This is a genomic window from Burkholderia seminalis DSM 23518, assembly GCF_902832885.1.
Lineage (GTDB): Bacteria > Pseudomonadota > Gammaproteobacteria > Burkholderiales > Burkholderiaceae > Burkholderia > Burkholderia seminalis.
The window spans coordinates 127,712-152,123 of sequence record NZ_CADFDK010000004.1 but is presented as its reverse complement, the minus strand read 5'-3'; the positions used below and the strand labels follow the sequence as shown (position 1 = coordinate 152,123).

Genomic DNA, 24,412 nt, shown 5'->3' with positions numbered 1-24,412 from the left:
CATTTTTCGAAGGAGAAGCCATGGGCGTCCTGGACACCGGCCCGTTTTTTCATGGCACGAAAGCGGATTTGCGGATCGGCGACTTGCTGACGGCGGGCTTCAGATCGAATTATCGGGATGACGTCGTGATGAATCACGTTTATTTCACGGCCCTGCCCAAGGGCGCTGGCCTGGCTGCGGAAATGGCCAAAGGCGACGGCAAGCCGCGGGTCTATATCGTCGAGCCCACCGGGGCATTCGAAAACGACCCGAACGTCACGGACAAGAAATTCCCGGGCAATCCGACGCGCTCGTATCGAAGCACATCGCCTTTGAAGGTCGTTGGCGAACTCGATCACTGGGAACCGTACGATCCGGCGTTCATTCAGCAGCTGAGAATCCGCATCGAAGCCGGCATCGGCGAGATCATCAACTAGCGGTCATCCGGACTCCGATGCGTGTCCGCGCAACGATCGCCGCGTCGATCGTTGCGAACGTCACAAGCCTACACATCGCTTTCATTCGAGCCGGCGCTCGACCGTCTGGCGCGATTGGCCGATATACTGTGCGCCTCCCATTTCCCCGCACTCGACCATGCGACGACGGTTTTTCTGGCTGATCGTGCTCTTGCTCGGCATTGCGCAACAGGTATCGGCCGAGCAAACGCCCGCTATGCCCGCCACCGCGCCCGACGTGCTGGCATCGGCGCCGGCTGTCGCCTCCGCGCCGCTCGCGAACGCCAACGATCAGCCGAACGAAGCAAACCGCCGCATCACGTCCTACCTGACGAAGAAATTCGGCGTCGCAAGAGAAAAGGCCGCGAAGCTCGCCGATATCGTGAGCGTCACCGCGACGAAATATTCGCTGCCTCCCGCCCTCGTTTACGCCATCATCTCGATCGAATCGCGCTTCCAGGAAAAGGCGCGCGGCCAGCACGGCGCGACCGGGCTGATGCAGGTCGTGCCGTCCGCGCACCGCGGCATGCTGCGCAACGTGAAGGACCTGACCGAACCGAATGCGAACGTCGAGGCCGGCTCCCGGATTCTCTCCGGCTACGTGAAAGCGGCCGGCGGCAACGTCCAGGCCGGGCTGAAGAGCTACAGCGGCGGATCCAGCGCGTATGCGGCGAAGGTCATGCAACGGGTCGATTCGTTCCGGTTCGTGCTCGAACCCGATGACGATGCGCAAGCCGCGAATACCGCGAACGACGGGAAGGCGCAGATGGTGCCGGTCAGCGATCCGTCCGGCCCTGCGCCCGCCGCGAACCGCACCGCGAAGTAAGCAATGCGCACCCGCGTTCGCGCGTCGACGATCCGACATATTGCGATTCACAGGCCGAACCATCAATTGTTCCGGTATTTCAGGAACACAAGCGCCAATGGGCGGCAACGTCACATTCTTCGCATATTTCAGGAACGATAAACGCGTGCGGCGGCGCATTCGCGCCGCCGCCCCGTGGAGTCTCCGGATCACCTCTCTCGTGCCTTGATCCAGCCCCCTTTGATCAAAGCTGCCCGGCCGCCCCGGTCCACCGCAAGTAATCCCCCCGCGTCCAGTCGAGCGACACGCCGACGCGTTTCGTCCCCGGCCGGATCTTCGGCTTGTACACCGACAGCGTGAGCGACTCCAGCGCCGGCCACTCGCGGAACGACAACACCGCGATATCGGCGACGAGCGTCTCCAGCAGCCGCGTATGCGGCTTGTGCGACAGGAACGACGCGACACGCGCGCAATAACCGTCGTAATCGATCCACTCGCCCTGCTCGCTCGGCTCGCAGCGATACCCGAGCCGCGCGTCGATCACGATCGGCTGCGGCGCTTCATGCTCGTGCGCATGAATGCCGATCCGCGCGGGCACCTTCAGTTCGTCGACGAACACGCTCCAGCCGCGCCCGCGCAGGCGCGGCGCGTCGATCGCCACGAACGGTTCGTCGAACGGCTTCATGACACGAGCGGCGCCGCGGCGTCGAGCATGATGCGCACGAAATAGTCCGCGAAGCTGCGACGCAGGACGATCTCGAACGTGTCGTCGCCGGTCGGGATCAGCGTGATCGGCGACTTGAAGTAGTGCGACTGCGCGCACTGGCCCGGCTTGAACACGCGCGGATGCAGATCGAGCGGGCAGCCGCGCGCGATCACGTCGCGCACGCGCTCGCCGCTGATCTCGACGACCGTATAACCGCTGCCGACATCGACGGCCGCCGCATACGAACCCTGCACGGCTTCCGCGAGCTTCGCCTCGAGCACGCCGGCCGGCACGGGCCCGTTCGAGCGCACGAGCCACTCGTCGGGGCCGAGCCACAGCACGTCGTACTCGGCGCCGCGCGCAACCGTGTTCGGCTCCGCGGGCGGCCGGCAGCCGACCACGCGCTCGAACGCGGCGACGAACGCCGGATCGCTCAACTCGCCGCGCACGTTGACGAGATCGAGGAAGGGCCGCTCGCGCAGCGTGAACTTCTTCGATGCGCGCGCCTGATGCGGCTTCAGCACATCGGCCGCGCCGACGAACGGCGATTCAAGCGTCACGCCGCCCGCGCCCGCCACCTGCGTCTGGTTTCTCGTTTCATTCCACATGCTGGCGCACCCCTTCGGTATCGTAGAAAACCGGGCTCGAGATCGTCGCGGTGATGCGCTTGCCGTTGGCCAGCGGAATCACGACGCTCTCGCCCATCTTGTTCAGGCCGCCCTTCACCACCGCGAGCGCGATCGAGCGCTTCAGGATCGGGCTGTAGTAGCTCGACGCCACGTGACCGATCATCGGCGTCGGATCGACCGCCGACACCTGCGTGTCCTTCGCGATGATCTGCGCGCCTTCCGGCAGCACGAACTGTTCGTCTTCGGTCAGCAGGCCGACGAACTGCTTGCGGCCTTCCTTCGCGGTGTCCGACCGCGCGAGCGAGCGCTTGCCGAGGAAGTCCTTCGACTTCGCGACGACCCCGCCCATCCCGAGGTCGTACGGCGTGATCGACCCGTCGGTGTCCTGGCCGACGATGATGTAGCCCTTCTCCGCGCGCAGCACGTGCATCGTCTCGGTGCCGTACGGCGTGATGTCGAACTCGGCACCGGCCGCCATCAGCGCTTCCCACACCGCGCGGCCCGCGTTCGCCGGCACGTTCACTTCATAGGCCAGCTCGCCCGAGAAGCTGATCCGCATCACGCGCGCCTTCGCGCCCGCGACGGTACCGTTCCGGTAGCTCATGAACGGGAATGCCTCGTTGCCGAAGTCGATGTCCTGGCACACCTTCTGCACGACCTTGCGGCTCTTCGGGCCGACCACCGCGAACGTCGCCCAGTGGTCGGTGACGGACGCGAGCCGCACCTTCATGTCGGGCCATTCGGTCTGCAGCCAGCGCTCGAGCCACGTGAGCACGCGCGCCGCGCCGCCGGTGGTGGTGGTCATCATGAAATGCTGGTCGGCGAGGCGCACGGTCACGCCGTCGTCGAACACCATCCCGTTTTCGTCGAGCATCAGCCCGTAGCGGCACTTGCCCACTTCGAGCTTGTTCCACGGGTTCGTGTACATCCAGTTCAGCAGCTTCACCGCGTCGGGGCCCTGGATGTCGATCTTGCCGAGCGTCGATGCGTCGAGGATGCCGACGCTGTTGCGCACCGCGAGGCATTCGCGCTTCACGGCCGCATGCAGGTCCTCGCCGTTCTTCGGGAAATACCACGGCCGCTTCCAGTTGCCGACGTCCTCGAACAGCGCGCCGTGCTCGACGTGCCATTCGTGCACGCAGGTCTTGCGGATCGGGTCGAGGAAATCGCCCGTTTCGCGCCCCGCGAACGTGCCGAACGACACGGGCGTGTAGTTCGGGCGGAACGTCGTCGTGCCCGTTTCGGGAATCGTCTTGCCGAGCGCGCCCGCGAGGATCGCCATCCCGTTGATGTTGCCAAGCTTGCCCTGGTCGGTGCCGAAGCCCATCGCCGTATAGCGCTTCACGTGCTCGACCGACTCGAAGCCTTCGCGCGCGGCGAGCAGGATGTCGGCGGCCGCCACGTCGTTCTGGAAGTCGACGAACTGCTTCGGCCCGCGTGCGGCTGCCTCGCGGCTGCCGACGAGCCACAGCGGCTGCAGTGCGCCTTCGACGGTTTCCGCGACCTGCGGCGCGACCGGGCGCTGCGCGGCCGTGAAGCCCGCGGCCTTCGCCGCTTCCACGCCCGCATCGACCGCGAGCCGCAATGCGCGCGCCAGCCCGAATTCGCCGGCCGCCGCGCCGATGCTCGCTTCCGCCTGCACGGGCTTGCCCGGCAGGAAGCAGGCCTTCTCGTCGTTCCAGCAAGCCTTGCCGCCCGACTGCGCGAACAGGTGCAGCACCGGGCTGAAGCCGCCCGACATCGCGACCAGGTCGCACGGGATCGTCTGCAGCTTGCCGCCCACCTGGCCGTTCGTGAGGGACGCGACGTCGACCGACGATACGCGCCACTTGCCCGACGCGGCCGTGACGACCGCCCCGCTCATCACCGTCACGCCCTGCCGCTTCGCGGCGGCCGGCAGCGCGCCGTTCGACGACGCGCGCGAATCGACGACCGTCACCTTCGCGCCGCACGCCTTCAGGTCGAGCGCGGTCTGGTATGCGCGGTCGTTGTTCGTGAACACGATCGCGTTGCGGCCCGGCAGCACGCCGAAACGATGCACGTAGGCGGACACCGCGCCCGCCAGCATCACGCCCGGCAGGTCGTTGTTGCCGAAGACGATCGGACGCTCGTGCGCGCCGGTCGCGAGGATCACGCGCTTCGCGCGGACCTTCCACAGCAGCTCGCGCGTGCCCTTGCGCATCGACACCGGCAGGTGATCGGTCAGGCGCTGCGTGACCGTCACGAGGTTGTGGTCCTGGTAGCCGAACGCGGTGCTGCGCGACAGGATCGTCACGTCGGGCAGCTTGCGCAGCTCGGCCTCGATCTTCTCGACCCACTGCAGCGCGGGCTTCGCGTCGATCTCCGCGCGGCACGACAGCAGGCTGCCGCCCAATTCCCGCTGGTCGTCGACGAGGATCACGCGCGCGCCGGCCGTCGCGGCCGCATGCGCGGCGGCGAGGCCCGACGGGCCACCGCCGACCACGAGCACGTCGCAGTGCGCGTAGCACTTGTCGTAGCGATCGGCGTCGAGCACGTCGGGCGCCTTGCCGAGGCCGGCCGCTTCACGGATCTTCTCTTCGTATTTCGGCCACATGTTGCGCGGCCACATGAACGTCTTGTAGTAGAAGCCGGCCGGCATGAAGCGCGAGAACTTCTGGTTGATCGCGTACTTGTCGTTCTCGAGCGTCGGCTCGGCGTTCACGCTCGTCGCGACGAGGCCCTGATACAGCTCGATCTCGGTCGCGCGCGCGTTCGGCACGGTATACGGGCCGGACTCCAGTTGCACGACGGCGTTCGGTTCGGCCACGTCCGCCGTCACGATGCCGCGCGGACGGTGGTACTTGAAACTGCGCGCGACGAAGTGCACGCCGTTCGCGAGCAGCGCGGACGCGAGCGTGTCGCCCTGGAAGCCCTGGTACGTGCGGCCGTTGAACGTGAACGTCAACGGAATCGCGCGATTGATGCGGCCACCGGTGCCGAGGCGGTCTTTCTGGCTCATTTGCTCGTGCCCTCTTCGTGTGCGTTGCCGGCAGCGGCGCCGCTGATGGCAGCCCCACCGAATTTTTCGTAGCCCTTGATATCGTAGGTCACCGTGTCGCGCGTGACCTTGAACCAGCGGCGGCAACCCTGCGTGTGCAGCCATTGCTCCTTGTGCAGCCCGCGCTTGTTCTCGCGCATGAACACGTACTCGCCCCATTCGCGGTCGGTCATGTTCTCGTTGTTGACGGGGCGCACGATGTCGGCTTCACCGCCGCACGAGAATTCGGATTCGGCGCGCGGCCCGCACCACGGACATTCGATCAGCAACATGTTGTTTCTCCTCGTTCAGTGCGCGACGGCGGCAGCGCCGTGCTCGTCGATCAGGTGGCCCGTGTAGAAACGGTCGAGCGCGAACGGCGCGTTCAGCGGATGCGGTTCGTCGCGCGCGATCGTGTGCGCGAACACCCAGCCCGAGCCGGGCGTCGCCTTGAAGCCGCCGGTGCCCCAGCCGCAGTTGAAATAGAGGCCCTTCACGTCGGTCTTGGTGATGATCGGGCACGCGTCCGGCGACACGTCGACGATGCCGCCCCACTGGCGGTTCATCCGCACGCGCGAGAACACCGGGAACATCTCGACGATCGCCTGCAGCGTGCTTTCGATGATGTGGAAGCTGCCGCGCTGGCCGAAGCCCGTGTACTGGTCGATACCCGCGCCGATCACGAGGTCGCCCTTGTCGGACTGGCTGATGTACGCGTGCACCGCGTTCGACATGATCACCGAGTTGACGACCGGCTTGATCGGCTCGGACACCAGCGCCTGCAGCGGGTGGCTTTCGATCGGCAAGCGCACGCCGGCCATGTCGGCGAGCGTCGTCGTGTTGCCGGCCGCGACCACCGCGACCTTCTTCGCCTTGATGAAGCCCTTCACCGTATCGACGCCGACCACCGCGCCGCCCTCGCGGCGAATGCCCGTCACCTGGCAGTTCTGGATGATGTCGACGCCGGCGCGGTCGGCGCCGCGTGCGAAGCCCCACGCCACCGCATCGTGGCGCGCGACGCCCGCACGGCGCTGGATCGATGCGCCGAGCACCGGGTAGCGGCTGTTCAGGTTGATCGTCGGCTCGATTTCCTTGATCTGCGCGGGCGTCAGGAATTCGGCGTCGACGCCGTTCAGCCGGTTCGCATTCACGCGGCGCTCGGTGTCGCGCACGTCCTGCAGCGTGTGGGCCAGGTTCATCACGCCGCGCTGGCTGAACATCACGTTGTAGTTCAGGTCCTGCGACAGCCCTTCCCACAGCTTCATCGCCTTCTCGTACAGCGCGGCCGACTCGTCCCACAGATAGTTCGAGCGCACGATCGTCGTGTTGCGCGCGGTGTTGCCGCCGCCGATCCAGCCCTTCTCGAGGATCGCGACGTTCGTGATGCCGTGTTCCTTCGCGAGGTAGTACGCGGTCGCGAGGCCGTGGCCGCCGCCGCCGACGATCACGACGTCGTATTCCTTCTTCGGTTCCGGGCTCTTCCACTGCTTTTCCCAGTTCTCGTGATACGAGAGACCGTTGCGGAACAGGCTGAATATCGAGTAGCGGCTCATGTTGTGGTCCTTCGTTAGCATTCGATGACGTTCACGGCGAGACCGCCGCGCGACGTTTCCTTGTATTTCGTCTTCATGTCGGCGCCGGTCTCGCGCATCGTCTTGATCACGGAGTCGAGCGACACGTAGTGTTGGCCGTTGCCCTTGAGCGCCATGCGCGATGCGTTCAGCGCCTTGATCGCGCCCATCGCATTGCGCTCGATGCACGGGATCTGCACGAGCCCGCCCACCGGATCGCAGGTCATGCCGAGGTTGTGCTCCATGCCGATCTCGGCCGCGTTCTCGACCTGGTCGGGCGTACCGCCCATCACGGCGGCGAGCGCGGCGGCGGCCATCGAGCAGGCGACGCCCACTTCGCCCTGGCACCCGACTTCCGCGCCGGAAATCGACGCGGTTTCCTTGTAGATGATCCCGATCGCCGCGGCCGTCAGCAGGAATTCGACGATGCCGGCTTCGTTCGAGCCCGGCACGAATTTCACGTAGTAGTGCAGTACCGCGGGGATCACGCCGGCCGCGCCGTTGGTCGGCGCGGTGACCACGCGGCCGCCGGCCGCGTTCTCTTCGTTCACGGCCATCGCATACAGGTTGACCCAGTCGAGCATCGACAGCGGGTCGCGCAGCGACTCTTCCGAACGCGCCCGCAGGCGGCCGTTCAGCTCGGCCGCGCGGCGCTTCACGCGCATCGGGCCCGGCAGGTCGCCCTCGACCTTGCAGCCGCGCTCGACGCAGGCGGCCATCGTGCGCCAGATCGCGAGCAGCCCGGCGCGCACTTCGTCGGCGGGGCGCAGCGCGCATTCGTTGCGCATCATCAGCTCGGCGATCGACAGGCCGTGCTCGCGGCACTGGCGCATCAGGTCGTCGCCGGTGCGGAACGGGTACGGCACCTCGACCGCCGCGCGCACGCCGTTCACGCGATCGCCGTCGCGGTTCACGACGAAGCCGCCGCCGACCGAGTAATACTCTTTCTCGACGAGCAGCTGGCCGTGCTCGTCGAATGCCTGGAAGCGCATGCCGTTCGGGTGCACGATGCTCGTGCCGCTCATCAGCTTGCGATAGAAGCCGATGTGCTCCTTTTCGTCGAAGCGCACCGTCTGCCTGCCGAGCAGCGACAGCGTCTTCTCCGCGCGGATCACGGCGAGGCGCGGCTCGATCAGGTCGGGATCGATCGTGTCGGGCAGGTGGCCCTCGAGGCCGAGCAGCACGGCCTTGTCGGTGCCGTGGCCCTTGCCGGTCGCGCCGAGCGAGCCGTACAGCTCGACCCGCACGCGGCGCACGAAGCCGAGCAGGTTCGCGTCCTCGACGTGCGACGCGAAGCGGCACGCGGCGATCATCGGGCCGACCGTATGCGAACTGGACGGGCCGATGCCGATCTTGAACAGGTCGAACGCGCTGACGTTCATCTGGCTTCCTCTGGATGGGCGGTCGTGAAATGTCGTTGGGCCTCAGTACATCAAAGCGTAAAATCGGCCGATAGAACAAAAACGGCATCGGCGTGGGATACCGCCGCCAAGCGCCGCGCCGGCTACCCCGAAAGTGCGTTTTGGCGATGGTTGGCGACGAAAAACCACAAGTCCGGCCGCGGCCGATCGGCGACGCTGGCTGCATCCGCGTCGCCTCCGGCAGCCGCAACCCGCAAACAGTGTGAAACGAGTGAGACCGCCCGCCCGGCGTGACGAGATTGGCCGCGATGACCCCCGACGTACCCGCTTCCCCCCTCGCAGAACCCGCGCCGCGGCGCATCCGCTTCGGCATCGTGCTGCTGCCGAACTTCACGCTGACGGCCTTCTCGGGCTTCGTCGACATGCTGCGTCTGTCGGCCGACGACGGCGACTACAGCAAGCCCGTGCGCTGCGCGTGGAGCGTGATCGGCGAGACGCTCGCGCCGGTGCGCGCGAGCTGCGGGATCCAGATCACGCCGTGGGAGACGTTCGACGCGGCCGAGCCGTTCGATTACGTGGTGGTGGTCGGCGGGCTGCTGCATTCGGGGCCGCAGGCCGGCCCTGAAACGCTCGACTTCATCCGCCGCGCGGCGGCCGGCGGCGCGACGGTCGTCGGCATCTGCACCGGTGTGTTCACGCTGATGCGCGCCGGCGTGCTCGACGGCTACCGGACCTGCGTGAGCTGGTTCCATTACTGGGATTTCATCGAGCGGTTCCCCGCGGCCGATCCCGACCTGCTGATCGCGGACCGCCTGTTCGTGATCGACCGGCGCCGGATCACCTGTTCGGGCGGCCGCGCGTCGATCGATGTCGCGGCGGCGATCCTGCTGCGCCATTTCGATCACGCCACCGTGCAGAAGGCGCTGCGCATCCTGCTCGTCGGCGAGATGCAGAAAGGCAACGCGCCGCAGCCGCACCCGCCGGGCCTCGAACCGGCGACGCACCCGAAGGTCAAGCGCGCGATTCTCCTGATGGAACAACACGTGGGCCGCGCGCTGCCGCTCGAGGAACTCGCGTGCAAGCTCGACCTGTCGACACGGCAGCTCGAGCGGCTGTTCAAGGCCGAGACCGGCAAAAGCCCGCAAGCATTCGCGAAGCAGGTGCGGCTGCGCACCGCCGCGTGGCTGCTGACGAGTTCGGACCGCACGGTCGCCGATATCGCGTCGAGCTGCGGATTCGCCGACGCATCGCACCTCGGGCGCGAATTCCGCAAGCAGTTCGGCGTGCCGCCGGCAGCCTATCGCGAGCGCGGCGGCGAAGGGGTCGAAGCCGGCGAGCTGGCTGCGGCCGATCCGGTCGAAGACGTCGCCGACTGACGGCGACGCACACCGCCCCTCTTTCCAATCGACCACGCAACCCCACACGTTCGGGTCGGTTTAGACGGTGTTGGAACCGGTTTCAGTCAACTTAGCCGAAGTTGGCCGCCCAAAATCGAGGGTTATCCCGGATGCTGATACTCACTCAAATTTGTATGATGACCACATCACCTTACAAACCAGAGCGTCATGTTCGAGAAAATTCCCGCCCGTGCGATGAGCGACCACGTCGCGCAGCAACTGCTCAAGCAGATCGAAGTCGGCAGTTTCTCGGCCACCGGCAAGCTGCCGACGGAAGCCGTGCTCGCGCAGGAGTTCGGCGTGAGCCGCACGGTGATCCGCGAGGCGATTTCGCGGCTGAAGAACGAAGGCGTGGTCGAGCCGCGCCAGGGCAGCGGCGTGTTCGTGAACCAGCACGGCGCGATCCGGCCGCTGCGGATCGACTACGCGGAAGCGGTCGAAGCCACGTCGCTGCCGCACCTGCTCGCGGTGCGCCGCGCGATCGAGGCCGAAGTCGCGGCCGAAGCGGCGCTGCGCCACAGCGATGAAGACATGGCCGACATCGACGACGCGCTGCGCAAGATCGACGATGCGGTAGCCGTTGGTCGCGACGGCGTCGCGGAAGACGTCGCGTTCCACCGCACGATCGCGGCCGTCACCGGCAACCCGTATTTCCTGAAGACGCTGCAGTTCCTGAACCAGTACCTCGAAGCCGGCGTGAAGGTCACGCGGCGCAACGAAGCGACGCGCGAGGACTTCTCGCGCCAGGTGCGCGACGAGCATGCGGCGATTGCCGACGCGATCCGCGCACGCGACCCGATGGCCGCGCGCAACGCGGCGCGCACGCACATGTACAACGCCGCCCGCCGTCTCGCGGAAGCCGGCATCTGCTGAAGCCGGCGGCCGCTGCCCGCACGGGCGCCGCCGCCGTCACGAACCTCTCCCGAATCGATCAAGGTTGACCATGTCACGAAATGTTGGAGTCATCGGCCTCGGCGCGATGGGCCTCGGCGTCGCACGCTCGCTGCTGCGCGCCGGCCTGCGCGTGCACGCATGCGACGTGCGCGACACCGTGCTGCAGGCGTTCGCCGCCGAAGGCGGCGTGGCCTGCGCGACGCCGGCCGAACTCGGCGCGCAGTGCGACGTCGTCGTCACGCTCGTCGTCAATGCCGCGCAAACGGAAACGGTGCTGTTCGGCGAACACGGCGCGGTCGCGGCGATGAAGCCGGGCGGCGTCGTGATCGCGAGCGCGACCGTCGCGCCCGAGTTCGCCGTCGCGCTCGGCGCACGCATCGAGGCCGCCGGCCTGCAGATGCTCGACGCGCCCGTGTCGGGCGGCGCCGCACGCGCGGCCTCCGGCGAGATGACGATGATGACGTCGGGCCCGGCCGCCGCGTACGCGGCCTGCGAAGACGTGCTGGCCGCGATCGCCGGCAAGGTCTACCGCCTCGGCGACGCGCACGGCATCGGCTCGAAAGTGAAGATCATCAACCAGTTGCTGGCCGGCGTGCACATCGCGGCGGCGGCCGAGGCGATGGCGCTCGGCCTGCGCGAAGGCGTGGACGCCGACGCGCTGTACGACGTGATCACGCACAGCGCCGGCAATTCATGGATGTTCGAGAACCGCGTGCCGCACATCCTGAACGGCGACTACACGCCGCTGTCGGCCGTCGACATCTTCGTGAAGGATCTCGGCCTCGTGCTCGATACGGCGCGCCGCAGCAAGTTCCCGCTGCCGCTGTCGGCCACCGCGCACCAGATGTTCATGAGCGCGTCGAGCGCCGGCCACGGCGGCGAGGACGATTCCGCCGTGATCAAGACCTTCCCCGGCATCACGCTGCCGCCCGCCCGCTGATTCGAACGACGTTCCTGCCATGACCGCTTCCGCTTCCCGTCCCCTGCTCGGCTGCATCGCCGACGATTTCACCGGCGCGACCGATCTCGCGAACATGCTCGTCAAGAGCGGCATGCGCACCGTGCAGACGATCGGCGTGCCCGCCGGCGGTGCCACGCTCGACGCCGATGCGATCGTCGTCGCGCTGAAGTCGCGCACGATCCCCGCGGCCGACGCCGTCGCGCAATCGCTCGACGCGTACGCGTGGCTGCGCGCGCAGGGCTGCCGCCAGTTTTTCTTCAAGTACTGCTCGACGTTCGACTCGACCGACACGGGCAACATCGGGCCGGTGGCCGACGCGCTGCTCGACGCGGCCGGCGGCGGCTTCACGATCGCGTGCCCGGCGTTCCCGGAGAACGGCCGCACGATCTACCGCGGTCACCTGTTCGTCGGCGACGTGCTGCTGAACGAATCGGGGATGGAGAACCACCCGCTCACGCCGATGAAGGACGCGAACCTCGTGCGCGTGCTGCAGCGGCAGACGAAGTCGGCGGTCGGCCTGATCCGCTACGACACGATCGCGCTCGGCGCGGCCGCCGTGCGCACGCGGATCGAGCAATTGCGCGCGGAAGGCGCGCGCTTCGCGATCGCCGACGCGCTGTCGGACCGCGACCTCTACGTGCTCGGCGAAGCGTGCGCGGGCCTGCCGCTCGTTACCGGCGGCTCGGGCATCGCGCTCGGCCTGCCGGCGAATTTCCGCCGCGCGGAGCAATTGCCCGAGCGCGACAACGCGGCGTCGCTGCCGCGTCTCGACGGGCTGTCGGCCGTGCTCGCCGGCAGCGCGTCGAAAGCCACCCACGCGCAGGTTGCCGCGTGGCGCGCGACGCGGCCGAGCTTCCGCATCGATCCGCTCGCGGCGGCGCGCGGCGAGCCCGTCGTCGACCAGGCGCTCGCCTTTGCACGCTCGCACCTGCCGCAACCCGTGCTGATCTACGCAACGGCGACGCCCGACGAAGTGAAGGCCGTGCAGCAGGCACTCGGCGTCGAGGCCGCCGGCCATCTCGTCGAAAGCACGCTCGCGGCGATCGCACGCGGCCTGCGCGCGCTCGGCGTGCGCAAGTTCGTCGTCGCCGGCGGCGAAACGTCCGGCGCGGTCGTGCAGGCGCTCGACGTGAAATCGCTGCAGATCGGCGCGCAGATCGATCCGGGCGTGCCGGCCACCGCCACCATCGACGCCGAGCCGCTCGGCCTCGCGCTGAAATCCGGCAACTTCGGCACGACGGACTTTTTCGACAAGGCGCTGCGCGCGCTGGATGGAGCCGCACGATGAGCGACGAAGCGAAACTGCGCGAAGAGATCTGCGTGGTCGGTGCGAGCCTGTATGCGCGCGGCCATGCGGTCGGCAGCGCCGGCAACATCAGCGCGCGCCTGCCCGACGGCTGGCTGATCACGCCGACCGACGCCTGCCTCGGCCGGCTCGACCCGAACGACATCGCGAAGGTCGGCCCGGACGGCCAGCCCGTCTCGGGCGGCACGCCGCCGAAGACGCTCGCGCTGCATCGCGGCATCTACGCGCGCAACGCGGCAGCGAACGGCGTCGTCCACACGCATTCGACGCACCTCGTCGCCCTGACGCTCGCGGGCGTGTGGCGCGACACCGACGTGCTGCCGCCGATCACGCCGTACTACGTGATGAAGGTCGGCCACGTCCCGCTGATCCGCTACCGCCGCCCCGGCGACCCGGCCGTCGCGACCGAGGTCGCGGCGCTGGCCGACCAAGTGCGCGGCGTGCTGCTCGACCGCCTCGGCCCCGTGATGTGGGGGCCGTCGGTATCGCAAGCGTCGTACGCGCTCGAGGAGCTCGAGGAAACGGCGCGGCTGTGGCTGATGACGAACCCGAAGCCCGAGCCGCTGTCCGACGCGGCGCTCGACGCGTTGCGCCAGCGCTTCGGCGCACGCTGGTAACGCCGCGCACCGCGCGCGTCACGCACCGATTCCCATGCCCGCCGTGTGCGCGGGCCTTTCCGTCAGCACACACACGACCCGGCGGCGTACGCGCCGCCGGCACACGATATTCAAGGAGACGACGATGACTGCTCTCGACGCGGCCGCAAGCCGCTCGCCCGCCGCGCCCGCCCAGGCGGCCGAACTCGACCGCACCTACAAGAAAGTGTTCTGGCGCATCGTGCCGTTCCTGATGCTCTGCTACGTGGTCGCGTATCTCGACCGCGTGAACGTCGGCTTCGCCAAGCTGCAGATGTCGCAGGATCTCGCGTTCAGCGAAACCGTGTTCGGGCTCGGCGCGGGCATCTTCTTCCTCGGCTACTTCCTGTTCGAGCTGCCGAGCAACCTGCTGATGCACCGCATCGGCGCGCGCATCTGGATCGCGCGGATCATGATCACGTGGGGCCTGCTGTCCGCGCTGTTCGCGTTCGTGAAGACGCCGACGCAGTTCTACGTGCTGCGCTTCCTGCTCGGCCTCGCGGAAGCCGGCTTCTATCCGGGCGTGATCCTGTACCTCACATACTGGTTCCCGTCGCACCGGCGCGCGAAGATCATCGCGGTGTTCATGTCCGCGATTCCCGTGTCGGGCATCTTCGGCAACCCGCTGTCGGGCTGGATCATGGAGCGCTTCCACGGCGGCTCGGGCTTCCACGGCTGGCAATGGATGTTCATGATCGAAGCCGTGCCGGCCGTGCTCGTCGGCATCGCGACGATCCTGTATCTCGACAACAGCATCCGCGGCGCGAAGTGGCTCGACGAGCGCGAGAAGCAGCTCCTCGAGGACGAAATCGCCGCTCAGCCGCAGGAACGGCAGCAGCACGGCCATTCGCTGAAGGCCGTGTTCTCGGACCCGCGCATGTGGTGGATGTCGCTGATCTATTTCGCGTTCGTCACGGGCCAGTACGGCCTCACGTTCTGGATGCCGACGCTCGTGAAATCGACCGGCATCACCGACACGCTGCAGATCGGCCTGCTGTCCGCGATTCCGTTCGTCGTCGCGATCGTCGTGATGAACCTGTTCGGCCACAGCGCGGACAAGCGCCGCGAACGCCGCTGGCACCTGATCGTGCCGGCGCTGATGGGCGCGGTCGGGTTTGCGGTCGCCGCGTCGTACTCGCACAATACGGCGGTGTCGATCGTGTTCCTGTCGCTCGCGGCAGGCGGCGTGCTGACCTGCGCGCCGCTGTTCTGGTCGCTGCCGACCGCGTTCCTCGCGGGCTCCGCGGCCGCGGCCGGGATCGCGATCATCAACTCGGTCGGCAACCTCGCCGGGTTCGCGAGCCCGTACGTGATCGGCTACCTGAAGGACGTCACGCACAGCACGTCGTCCGGCATGTACGTGCTGGCCGCGATGCTCGTGATCGGCGCGCTCGCCGTGTGGCTCACGCCCGCGAAACTCGTGAACCGCTGATCCGGCTGCCTTCATTCGACGCGGGGCGCATGGCGCCCCGCCCCAATCATTCACAGGACCCGCTGCCATGCCACGCTTCGCCGCCAACCTCTCGATGATGTACACCGAGCATGCGTTCCTCGAACGCTTCGCCGCTGCCGCGTACGACGGCTTCAAGGCCGTCGAGTACCTGTTCCCATACGACTTCGCGGCCGAGGACATCCGCGCGCGTCTCGATGCGCACCATCTCGAACAGGCGCTGTTCAACGCGCCGCCGGGCGACTGGGCCGCGGGCGAACGCGGCATCGCGTCGCTGCCGGGCCGCGAGGACGAGTTCCGGCGCGGCATCGACCAGGCGCTCGACTATGCGCGCGTGCTCGGCAACAAGAAACTGCACGTGATGGCCGGCATGGTCGCGCCGGGCGCCGACCGCGCGCGCCATCGCGACACCTACCTCGCGAACCTGCGCCATGCGGCGCAAGCCGCCGCCGCGCACGGCATCACGGTCCTGATCGAGCCGATCAACCAGCGCGACATGCCCGGCTATTTCCTGAGCCGCCAGGACGACGCGCAGGCGATCCGCGCGGAAATCGGCGCGCCGAACCTGAAGGTGCAGTTCGACTGCTACCACTGCCAGATCGTCGAAGGCGATCTCGCGATGAAGCTCAAGCGCGATTTCGCGGGCATCGGTCACATCCAGATCGCCGGCGTGCCCGAGCGCCACGAGCCGGATGTCGGCGAACTCAACTACCCGTACCTGTTCGCGCTGATCGACGCGCTCGGCTACGACGGCTGGATCGGCTGCGAATACCGCCCGAAGGCCGGCACGTCGGAAGGCCTCGGCTGGCTCAGGCCGTACCTGTAATTCACGCATTCCTCAGAGGGCAACGAACATGAAAGTACTGATCACCGGCGGTGCCGGCTTTCTCGGCCAGCGTCTCGCGCGCAAGCTCCTCGAGCGCGGCGAGCTGACCGGCCCGGACGGCCGGACCGGCAAGATCGACGAGCTGGTGCTGCTCGACGTCGTCAAGGGCAGCGATTTCGGCGACGCGCGCGTGACGTCGATCGTCGGCGACATCGCGGATCGCGCCGTGCTCGAAAGCGCGATCGACGCGCGGACGGGCGCGATCTTCCACCTCGCGGCGATCGTCAGCGGGCAGGCCGAAGCCGATTTCGATCTCGGCATGCGGATCAACCTCGACGCGTCGCGCGCGCTGCTCGAAGTGTGCCGCGCACGCGGCCACCGGCCGCGCGTCGTGTTCACGAGCTCCGTCGCGGTGTATGGCGGCACGCTGCCCGACGTCGTGCAGGACGATACCGCGCTGAACCCGCAATCGTCGTACGGCGCCGAGAAGGCGATCGCCGAGCTGCTGCTGTGCGACTACGCGCGGCGCGGCTTCGTCGACGGCCGCGTGCTGCGGCTACCGACCATCAGCGTGCGGCCGGGCCGGCCGAACGCCGCCGCGTCGTCGTTCGCGAGCGGCATCATCCGCGAACCGCTGAACGGCGAGGAAAGCGTCTGCCCGGTGCCCGGCTCGACGCGGCTGTGGCTGCTGTCGCCGCGCGGCGCGATCGACGCGCTCGTCGCCGGTTGCGAGCTCGACGGCACGGCGCTCGGCAACAAGCGCGTGATCAACCTGCCGGGCCTGTCGGTCTCGGTCGACGAAATGATCGAAGCGCTGCGCGAGGTCGCGGGCAACGAGGTCGTGAAACTGATCCGTCATGCGCCCGACGAACGCATCGAGAAGATCGTCGGCAGTTGGCCGGGCCGCTGGGACACGTCGCGCGCGGAAGCGCTCGGGTTGAAGGGCGATACGTCGTTCGCCGACGTGATCCGCAGTCATATCGCCGACGCGCAGCGCTGACTCGCGCGTCGCGCCTCATGCGGCCGGGTCAGCGCGGCCGGGCGGATTCTCCGGCGGGCAAAGACGCGGGTGTCGTGCCGCCCGGCCGGTTCGACGAACCGGCCGCCCATTGCCACGCCAGCAGGCCCGGCAGATAGAACAGCAAGTCGCGCACGCGGCGGGCGCCGGCCAGCGCCAGGCAGGTCGGCGGGTCGAACCCGAGCAGCCCGCCGATCAACACGAACCCGCCCTCCTGCACCCCCAGGCCGCCCGGCATCAGGAACGCGATGCTGCTCACCAGCTGGATCAGCGCCTCGATCGCGAGCGCCTGCGCAAACGTCGGATCGGCGCCGAGGAAATACAGCGCCAGCCAGATTTCCAGCGTGTAACCCGCGAACTGCAGCGTCTGCCAGATCGCCAGGTAGCGCACGACGACGCCCGTCTTTCTCCAGATCAACCGGATCGACTGATCGGTCCGCGCCGATTCGCCGACCAGCGCCACCACCTTGCCGCTCGTGACACGGTTGAGTACGCGCATCGCGCGCTCGAACGGCCGCGCATGCTGCACCAGCGCGAACAGCAGCAGCACCGGCACCAGCGCGGCCATCCCGATCGCGAGGTGCGCGGCCACCCGCGCGGCATCGGACGACACGCGTTCGAGCACGTAGCCGATCGCGACCAGCGCGAAGACCAGCTGACTGATCAGCGTCAGCTGCATGTCGGCGACGAGGCTCGCCACGACGGTCGCCGGACGCACGCCCGCCTGCCGCAGCAGGCCGAACGACACGATCTCGCCGCCGATGCGCGCGACCGGCAGCAACCCGTTGACCGATTCGCGGATCCACACGAGCTTCAGCATCGTCATGAACGACGGCCGGCGCGGGCCGCGGATCAGCATCCGCCAGTCCCACGCATTCGCGAGCATCGGCAGGATGTGCGCGAGCGCGGCGACCAGCAGCCCCGCGCCGGCGATCCGCAGGCGATGCAGGATATCGAGCGGATGTTCGCGCCAGATCAGCCACACCGCGAGCGCCAGCCCGCCGAGCGCGGCCGCGCGCCCCGCCTGCCGCAGCCGGGCGTCGCCGCGCGCGGCGCCCGGTTCCGCACGGGCGGCGTCGGTGTTGGTGCCGGTGGTCACGATTCAGCGGCCGGCGACAGCAGGCCTTCCCGGTCGACGCGAAAGCGCGTGCCGCGCCACACGACATGCGACGAAAAGAAGCTCGATACGAACACGACGAACTGGAGCAGATCGACGAACGGCAGCTGGAACGCGCCGCGCAGGCCCGCGCCGGTCGCGCGGCTTGTCTTCACCATCAGCAGCACCCGCGCGGCGAGTGCCGCGATCGTCAGCGCGCATGCGGCGGCCGCGCCGCCCGAAAACAGCAGCGCCAGCAGCGCGAGCGGCAGCGGGTGCATCAGCACCGACCCCGCATGACCGAGTCGGTCGGCCGCGCGAATCGTGCAGCTCCAGCGCAACTCGTGTGCGTACAACCGCGCGAACGTCTCCTCGACACACGCGTGCCCGACGACGAACGGCGGAATGACGACCTGCGCGCCCGCCTGCCGCACCGCCTCGCCGAGTGCGTGATCTTCCGCCAGGTGATGCGCGAAACGCGCCAGCCCGCCGATGCGTTCAAGCGTCTCGCGCGTGATCGCAATCGTCTGCCCGAAGCACGGCCGCGCGCGCCCGATGACGAGCCCGGTGATCACGCCCGGCAGGAAATGGTAGTTCGTCATCGCGACGGCGACGCCGGGCCAGAAGCCCGGCGACGCGACGCCGCGATACACGCTCGTCACGATGCCGACATCCGGCTGCTGTAGCGCGCCGACGACGGCGCGCAGATAATCGCGCTCGACCACCACGTCGCTATCGGCGAGACAGAGCACCGCATGCTCCGCATGTTCGAGCATGTTCACGAGATTGGCGATCTTGCGGTTCGGCCCGTACAGCCGCGCATCGGCGACGACCTTGATGTTCGCGTCCGGGTAGCGTGCGCGCAGCGTCTCGACGGCCGCGAGTGCCGCGTCGCCGGCATCGTGCACGCCGAACAGGTGCTGGATGGGTCCCGGATAATTCTGCACGAAGCCGCTTTCGAGATGCTGGACGAGATTCCATTCGTCGCCGTGCAGCGGCTTCGCGACGGTGACGCCCGGATACGCGCGCGGCTCCGCCGCCGCCCGGGAAAAGAACCGGCCGACCAGCACGCTGGCCGTGATCGTATACGCAATGCCCAGCACCACGCCCAGCCCGCAGACGATCGACATTGCCCCGGCCAGCGCGTGCAGCACATGCAGCAGAATCATGCTTCTCCCCAGTGGTGACCCGTACGACCGCGACGCCCGGGAACGGCGGCGCGCACGCGGGCTCACCCGTGCACGCCGCCGTATCGGTTCCCGTTGAGCCGGATATGAAGGACGACCCAGCGACGGTACGCGCAATCAGATGACACAACTACCGTGCGGCGATCGATACCGGTCATGCGCACATCGCCACATGCCAGCGCGGACCTGAACGCCGCGCCGGCAAGCTTGCGAACCGAAAGAATGGCGGCGGCGAGCGCCACGACGATCGAGAGGCGAAACGTCATCGTGGTAAAAAACGCTTCCGGTACGCGCCATGCAAGCAACGAGACCAGCACGAAACACTGGATGAACATGCCGGCCAGTGCGGCGATCAGCAGGTAGGCACGCCATCGCTCGATCGTCGAGGATGCCATCAGGATTGAACCTCCCGTACGGGCGACACGCATCGACCGTAGGTCGATCGAAAGGATCGCGGATTGACGGGCGGGTGCGTCCGGCTCGCGCCGCACGCACCCGCCCGGTTCGGGATCTGGGGAAACGGAGAACCGCCCGAGAAATGTCGTGGCCGATGGTAGCGGGATTAACGGCGCCAAACCTTAAGCGTTCTTCAGAATCGCGCGACATTCGCACGGGGTCCGATTACATTCCGTTGCACGGCGCGCGTGGTCAGGCTCGTACAATCGCGCATGTCCGTACACGAATCGACCATGCGACTCCTCCTTGTTGAAGACGACGACCTGATCGGCAGCGGCCTCGAGATCAGCCTCAGCCAGGCCGGCTATCACGTCGACTGGTTGCGCGACGGTCATGCCGCCGCCACCGCACTCGCGACGACGCGCTTCGCGCTCGTCGTGCTCGATCTCGGCCTGCCCGGCAAATCGGGAACGGAACTGCTGCGCGCGCTGCGCGAGGCGGGCGAGACGGTCCCCGTGCTGGTGCTGACCGCGCGCGGCACCGTGGCCGACCGCGTGCGCGGCCTCGACGACGGCGCGGACGACTATCTCGCGAAGCCGTTCGAGCTGTCCGAAGTGCTCGCCCGCTGCCGCGCGCTCGTGCGACGCTCGCAGGGCCGGGCCGGCGATGAAATCGTGTGGCGCGACATCACGATCGACCTGACCGCGCATACGGTGACGCGCGATGCGGCGCGCATCGCGCTCACGTCGCGCGAGTGGGCGATCCTCGTTCAGCTCGTCAGTCACCCGGGCGTTCCGCAGTCGCGCGCGCACCTCGAGGACAGCCTGTACGGCTGGCAGGAAGGCATCGAAAGCAATGCGATCGAGGTTCATGTTTCGAACCTGCGCAAGAAGCTCGGCGCGGAACTGATCCGCACCGTCCGCGGCATCGGCTACGTCGTCGACCTCCGATGATCGCGCGCTCGATACGACGCCGCGTGTCGCTGATGGCGATCGGCTGCGTGACCGTCGTCTGGCTCGTCGCCGTGTTCGGCAGCATCCACTACGCGACGCGCGAGATCGGCGAATGGGAAGACGCCCGTCTCGCCGAATACGCGTCGCTGCTGGTCAATCTCGCGCCGGCCGACCTCGACCGCCTCGCCCGCGTGCCGCCCGACGCACGGGTCGAACTCGCGTTCGGCGCGTCGGCGCACGGCGCCGCCAACGACGGCGATCGCTTGCCGCGCGACGTGCTGTTCGACGTGCGCGACGCGCAAGGCAACGTCGTTGCGTCGAGCCTGCCCGCGACCGCGGCAGCGTTGCCCGATGCGCGCGACCCGCTCGGTGCGCCGCGGACGATCGTCATCGGCGATACGCCGTGGCGCACGTACGCACTGCGCGACAGCACGTCGGGGCGCCGCGTGCGCGTGATGGAGACCGTCAATACGCGCAGCGACCTGGCGACCGGCATCGCGCGCGGCATCGTCCTGCCGTTGATCGTCGCGTTGCCGGTGCTCGCGCTGCTGCTCTGGGTCACGATCGCCCGCAGCCTCGCGCCGTTGAAGACCCTGTCCGCGCTGATCGGCGCGCGCGATGCGCGCTCGCTCGAACCGCTCGGCATCGCGACCGTGCCGGACGAAGTGCGCACGCTGGTCGACGCGATCGACCGCCTGATGGCGAGGCTGCGACAATCGATCGTGCGCGAGCGCGCGTTCACGTCCGACGCCGCGCACGAACTGAAGACGCCGCTCGCCGCGATCAAGGTGCAGGCGCAGGTGGCGATCGCGACCGACGATCCGGCGCACAAGCAGCTGGCGATGCAGCGCGTCGTGCAAGGCGTCGACCGCAGCGCGCGGCTCGCCGAGCAGTTGCTGCTGCTCGCCCGGCTCGACGAGTACGAACGCATTCCGACGCGCGCGGTCGTCGTGCGCGAACTCGTCGACGCCGCCATCGACCGCCATCTGGCGAAGGCCGCCGACAAGGACATCGCCATCGCGGCCGGCGGCCTCTCCACGCGCGCAATCGGTGCCGATCCGATCCTGATCGGCATCCTGCTCGACAATCTCGTCGACAACGCCGTCAAGTACGGCCGCCGTGGCGGGCGCATCGACATCGGCGTGTACGACGACGGCGCATGGCAACGCATCGTCGTGCGCGACGACGGGCCCGGTGTCGCGCCCGGCGAGCACGAACGGCTTGGCGACCGTTTCTATCGCGGCAGCGGTGCGCAGTCGCCCGGCAGCGGGCTCGGGCTGTCGATCGTCACCCGCATCGCGCAGTATTTCGGCGGCACCGTGCAGTTCGAGTCCGGCATCGGCGGGCAGGGCCTCGGCGTGGCGATCGCGCTGCCGTCGGCGGATGCGGACGGATCGACGCCGCGTGCTTAACGTTTCGTTAAGGATTCGACCGTAGAATCCCCCCAAAACCGTGTCCCCTTTCATCCGTCCGGAGTCTCCATGTCCGCACCCGCCCGTTATGACGCCGTCGCCCGTTTTCTTCACTGGCTGATCGTGGCGCTGATCGTCGCGCAATACGCGATCGGCTGGACGATGCCCGACGTGCATCGCGACACGCAACCGGTCGGCCTGATCGCCGCGCACCTGATCGTCGGCACGGCACTGCTCGCGGCGATGGCGTGCCGCGTGCTGTGGCGCGCGACGCATCGACCGCCTGCCAGCGACCTGTCGCCCGCGATGCGCGTGCTGTCGGGCGCCACGCATGGCGCGCTCTACGCGCTGCTGATCGCGGTGCCGCTGCTCGGCTGGATCAACGCGTCGTCGCGCGCGTGGGCCGTGACGCTGGTCGGCGTCATTCCGTTGCCGGCGCTGTCGGCGGCCGGCTCCGGATTCGGGCACGCGATGGGCGACGTGCACGGCGTCCTCGCGTGGGTATTGTTCGCCGGCATCTGCCTGCACGTGGCGGCCGCGCTGTTGCACCGCTTCGTGCTGCGCGACCAGGTCGTGCAGCGCATGATGCCCTGGTGATCGACCTGCCGGCTCATCGGAGCCGGTCGACCCGCTGATCGCGACGCCGCGCGAAGCGGCGTGCAATCGGCGGCACGACAACCGGCGCCCTTCGGCCACGTCGCGTGGCGCGCAGAAGGGCATGCGGCTTGCCGCCCCGTGAACACGACGGCCGGACCTCACACACGATCACGTCGGCACCTAATTGCTGGTTTGCACCGGCATGCCGGGAGCCGGCGCATGCGCGGCGGACGCCGCCATTCGCGCGCGATCCTGCTCGGCGAGCTTCGCCTCCGCGGCCTGGATGTCCGCCGGATACTCGCCGTCGTCGCCCTTCGCCGGGTCGTACCCGGCCGCTTCCAGACGCATCAGTTCGTCGCGAACCTGCGCGCGCGTCAGCGGCGCGGCCGCTTGCGCGAATGCCGACTGACCGACGATCGCGCCGATCATCGTCAGTAGTGCGATATATGTTCTCATCATGAACTCCTTCGATGTTGCGTATCGATCAACCGCGGGGAATGCGTGACCTGCGGAGGCAGGCCGGTACGTCAGCTGCCGAAATAGATCGTGCAGAAACTCGCGGGGCCGACGCATGCGGCCGCGCGCGGATGCGACGGCATCGTCGCCGGCCTGCCGGCTTCGGACGACACGGCCGGATCGCCGCCGATCGCGGTGCTCGCCTGGCGCTGCGGCATCCGTTCGGCCTGTTGCCGGAACAGCGGGCTCACGTCCGGATACGACGTGTCGGTCACGAAGCGCAACCCGTTGTGTTCCGCGTCGATCAGTTGTTGCGTGACCTGCGCGCGCGTCAGCGCCTGTGCCGACGCTTGCGTCGCGACACCCGCGACGGACATCGCCACCACCGTGGCGGCCACCAGCCAATGCGTATTCATGTTTCACTCCTTCAGAAGTCAACGAGACGACGTGCTACACCCGTATGACGACGGCCGGGCTGCGTTTATTCCCTGCCGGTCGATCCGCGCGACGGGCGTCCGTCAAACTGTCATTCATTCGTCAGCCGGCGTAACCTGACGTAACGCAGCGCCCGTTGCGGATCGGGCAGACTGACGTCACCTTCTGCGGATCGCACCCCGATCGACCATGTCCGTCGCTTACGACTATGCAGCCGGCCTGCTGCGCACCCTGTACGACCGCCATCTCGATGGCGGCGCGGTGCTCGACACGGCCACGTTCCCGGACGCCGAACGTTTCGTGCGCGCATGGCCCGCGATCCGGGCCGAAGCGCTCGCCGTCGCGCGCGACATGCCGCGCATCCCGCGCTTTCACGAAATCATGCGCGAGCAGTACGACATCTCGGCCAACGACGCACGCGACTGGCGGATGTTCATCATGCAGGCGTACGGCCAGCGATTCCCGCGCAACCTGGCGCGCTGCCCGACCATCGCATCGATCGTCGCGGCCTCGCCGGACGTGCTGTCGGCGTCACTGTCGTTCCTCGCGCCCGGCAAGCACATCCCGCCGCATCGCGGGCCGTTTCGCGGCATCCTGCGCGGCTATCTCGTGCTGTCGATGCCGAAGCGCGCGGACGGCTCGCCGGCCGCGGTGCTGAAGGTCGACGGTCGCGAATACCGGCTCGACGAAGGCCGCTTCCTGCTGTGGGACGACACGTTCACGCACGAGGTGTGGAACGACAGCGAGGCAGTGCGCATCGTGCTGCTGCTCGACATCCGCCGGCGCGGCATGCCGCGCCTGCTCACGTGGCTGTCGAATGCGGTGATCGGCGTCGTGCGGCTCGGGATCCGGATCCGCGGGCGGTCGATTCCGGTCTAGTTCCAGCGCG

General features: G+C 68.1%; 25 protein-coding genes. 14 read left to right on the top strand and 11 right to left on the bottom strand.

Features of this window, described 5'->3' with window-relative positions:
* Positions 1-20: 20 nt before the first annotated feature.
* Complete coding sequence (gene arr / locus HWX00_RS14895) at positions 21-416, top strand: NAD(+)--rifampin ADP-ribosyltransferase (protein WP_124607570.1); 396 nt, start codon at positions 21-23, stop codon at positions 414-416.
* Positions 417-573: 157 nt separating this feature from the next.
* Entirely contained in the window at positions 574-1,260 is a 687-nt protein-coding gene (locus tag HWX00_RS14890) for a lytic transglycosylase domain-containing protein (RefSeq protein WP_175026736.1), read from the top strand.
* A gap of 223 nt (positions 1,261-1,483) precedes the next feature.
* Here HWX00_RS14890 and HWX00_RS14885 read toward each other — a convergent pair whose 3' ends face one another.
* Genes HWX00_RS14885 through HWX00_RS14860 form a run of 6 tightly spaced genes read right to left on the bottom strand, consistent with a single transcriptional unit; the run spans position 1,484 to position 8,525 of the window.
* Positions 1,484-1,924 (bottom strand): dihydroneopterin aldolase, encoded by a 441-nt coding sequence (locus HWX00_RS14885; RefSeq protein WP_034186032.1) that lies wholly within the window; start codon positions 1,922-1,924, stop codon positions 1,484-1,486.
* On the bottom strand, positions 1,921-2,553 hold the full coding sequence (locus HWX00_RS14880; RefSeq protein ID WP_049036441.1) for a sarcosine oxidase subunit gamma: 633 nt from the start codon (positions 2,551-2,553) through the stop codon (positions 1,921-1,923). Before HWX00_RS14880 ends, HWX00_RS14885 begins: the two co-directional genes overlap by 4 nt.
* The gene (locus HWX00_RS14875) at positions 2,543-5,554 is read right to left on the bottom strand and encodes a sarcosine oxidase subunit alpha family protein (RefSeq protein WP_175026735.1); all 3,012 of its coding nucleotides are present in this window, start codon (positions 5,552-5,554) and stop codon (positions 2,543-2,545) included. The genes HWX00_RS14880 and HWX00_RS14875 overlap by 11 nt, the downstream gene beginning before the upstream one ends.
* The gene (locus HWX00_RS14870) at positions 5,551-5,865 is read right to left on the bottom strand and encodes a sarcosine oxidase subunit delta (RefSeq protein ID WP_034186029.1); all 315 of its coding nucleotides are present in this window, start codon (positions 5,863-5,865) and stop codon (positions 5,551-5,553) included. The genes HWX00_RS14875 and HWX00_RS14870 overlap by 4 nt, the downstream gene beginning before the upstream one ends.
* Before the next feature lie 15 nt (positions 5,866-5,880).
* Positions 5,881-7,125 carry a sarcosine oxidase subunit beta family protein gene (locus HWX00_RS14865; protein ID WP_006480591.1) on the bottom strand — a complete coding sequence of 415 codons (1,245 nt, stop codon included), beginning with the start codon at positions 7,123-7,125 and terminating at the stop codon, positions 5,881-5,883.
* Positions 7,126-7,139: 14 nt separating this feature from the next.
* On the bottom strand, positions 7,140-8,525 hold the full coding sequence (locus tag HWX00_RS14860; protein ID WP_034186028.1) for an L-serine ammonia-lyase: 1,386 nt from the start codon (positions 8,523-8,525) through the stop codon (positions 7,140-7,142).
* Between the two features lie 287 nt (positions 8,526-8,812).
* Between HWX00_RS14860 and HWX00_RS14855 the strand changes: the two genes are divergently transcribed.
* The 8 genes from HWX00_RS14855 (at position 8,813) to denD (ending at position 16,973) form a co-directional block, all read left to right on the top strand.
* A complete protein-coding gene (locus HWX00_RS14855; protein WP_034186204.1) occupies positions 8,813-9,880 on the top strand; it encodes a GlxA family transcriptional regulator in 1,068 nt (355 codons plus the stop codon).
* A gap of 189 nt (positions 9,881-10,069) precedes the next feature.
* Positions 10,070-10,774, top strand: coding sequence for a FadR/GntR family transcriptional regulator (locus tag HWX00_RS14850; protein ID WP_034186027.1), 705 nt, complete (start codon positions 10,070-10,072; stop codon positions 10,772-10,774).
* Between the two features lie 70 nt (positions 10,775-10,844).
* A complete protein-coding gene (gene ltnD, locus HWX00_RS14845; protein ID WP_049029526.1) occupies positions 10,845-11,735 on the top strand; it encodes an L-threonate dehydrogenase in 891 nt (296 codons plus the stop codon).
* A 19-nt stretch (positions 11,736-11,754) separates the two neighbouring features.
* The gene (gene otnK, locus HWX00_RS14840; RefSeq protein WP_069705518.1) at positions 11,755-13,044 is read left to right on the top strand and encodes a 3-oxo-tetronate kinase; all 1,290 of its coding nucleotides are present in this window, start codon (positions 11,755-11,757) and stop codon (positions 13,042-13,044) included.
* Positions 13,041-13,679: a 3-oxo-tetronate 4-phosphate decarboxylase gene (otnC, locus tag HWX00_RS14835; RefSeq protein ID WP_175026734.1), complete on the top strand. Its 639-nt coding sequence runs from the start codon at positions 13,041-13,043 to the stop codon at positions 13,677-13,679. The genes otnK and otnC overlap by 4 nt, the downstream gene beginning before the upstream one ends.
* A gap of 124 nt (positions 13,680-13,803) precedes the next feature.
* The gene (locus HWX00_RS14830) at positions 13,804-15,129 is read left to right on the top strand and encodes an MFS transporter (RefSeq protein WP_059556935.1); all 1,326 of its coding nucleotides are present in this window, start codon (positions 13,804-13,806) and stop codon (positions 15,127-15,129) included.
* Between the two features lie 67 nt (positions 15,130-15,196).
* Positions 15,197-15,973: a 2-oxo-tetronate isomerase gene (gene otnI, locus HWX00_RS14825; protein WP_034186022.1), complete on the top strand. Its 777-nt coding sequence runs from the start codon at positions 15,197-15,199 to the stop codon at positions 15,971-15,973.
* A 28-nt stretch (positions 15,974-16,001) separates the two neighbouring features.
* The gene (gene denD / locus HWX00_RS14820; RefSeq protein WP_175026733.1) at positions 16,002-16,973 is read left to right on the top strand and encodes a D-erythronate dehydrogenase; all 972 of its coding nucleotides are present in this window, start codon (positions 16,002-16,004) and stop codon (positions 16,971-16,973) included.
* Between the two features lie 28 nt (positions 16,974-17,001).
* Here denD and HWX00_RS14815 read toward each other — a convergent pair whose 3' ends face one another.
* The 3 genes from HWX00_RS14815 to HWX00_RS14805 form a co-directional block, all read right to left on the bottom strand.
* Positions 17,002-18,090: a lysylphosphatidylglycerol synthase domain-containing protein gene (locus HWX00_RS14815; protein ID WP_175026732.1), complete on the bottom strand. Its 1,089-nt coding sequence runs from the start codon at positions 18,088-18,090 to the stop codon at positions 17,002-17,004.
* On the bottom strand, positions 18,087-19,256 hold the full coding sequence (gene hpnI / locus HWX00_RS14810; protein WP_080287712.1) for a bacteriohopanetetrol glucosamine biosynthesis glycosyltransferase HpnI: 1,170 nt from the start codon (positions 19,254-19,256) through the stop codon (positions 18,087-18,089). The genes HWX00_RS14815 and hpnI overlap by 4 nt, the downstream gene beginning before the upstream one ends.
* Positions 19,257-19,318: 62 nt before the next feature.
* On the bottom strand, positions 19,319-19,669 hold the full coding sequence (locus HWX00_RS14805; RefSeq protein WP_049029880.1) for a hypothetical protein: 351 nt from the start codon (positions 19,667-19,669) through the stop codon (positions 19,319-19,321).
* 294 nt (positions 19,670-19,963) lie between these two features.
* Here HWX00_RS14805 and HWX00_RS14800 point away from each other — a divergent pair, with 294 nt between their 5' ends.
* From HWX00_RS14800 to HWX00_RS14790, 3 genes are all read left to right on the top strand, one after another.
* A complete protein-coding gene (locus HWX00_RS14800; protein ID WP_034186018.1) occupies positions 19,964-20,623 on the top strand; it encodes a response regulator in 660 nt (219 codons plus the stop codon).
* On the top strand, positions 20,620-22,035 hold the full coding sequence (locus tag HWX00_RS14795; protein ID WP_059556938.1) for an ATP-binding protein: 1,416 nt from the start codon (positions 20,620-20,622) through the stop codon (positions 22,033-22,035). The genes HWX00_RS14800 and HWX00_RS14795 overlap by 4 nt, the downstream gene beginning before the upstream one ends.
* 69 nt (positions 22,036-22,104) lie before the next feature.
* Positions 22,105-22,632, top strand: a complete 528-nt coding sequence (locus tag HWX00_RS14790) for a cytochrome b (RefSeq protein ID WP_034186016.1) — start codon at positions 22,105-22,107, stop codon at positions 22,630-22,632.
* A 180-nt stretch (positions 22,633-22,812) separates the two neighbouring features.
* Here the strand turns inward: HWX00_RS14790 and HWX00_RS14785 are convergent, their stop codons facing one another.
* Both HWX00_RS14785 and HWX00_RS14780 read right to left on the bottom strand, forming a co-directional pair.
* Entirely contained in the window at positions 22,813-23,088 is a 276-nt protein-coding gene (locus tag HWX00_RS14785; protein WP_175026731.1) for a DUF4148 domain-containing protein, read from the bottom strand.
* 71 nt (positions 23,089-23,159) lie between these two features.
* Positions 23,160-23,504, bottom strand: coding sequence for a DUF4148 domain-containing protein (locus HWX00_RS14780; protein ID WP_049035333.1), 345 nt, complete (start codon positions 23,502-23,504; stop codon positions 23,160-23,162).
* 208 nt (positions 23,505-23,712) lie between these two features.
* Here HWX00_RS14780 and HWX00_RS14775 point away from each other — a divergent pair, with 208 nt between their 5' ends.
* Complete coding sequence (locus tag HWX00_RS14775; protein ID WP_034186014.1) at positions 23,713-24,402, top strand: aspartyl/asparaginyl beta-hydroxylase domain-containing protein; 690 nt, start codon at positions 23,713-23,715, stop codon at positions 24,400-24,402.
* The last annotated feature ends 10 nt before the right edge of the window (positions 24,403-24,412 follow it).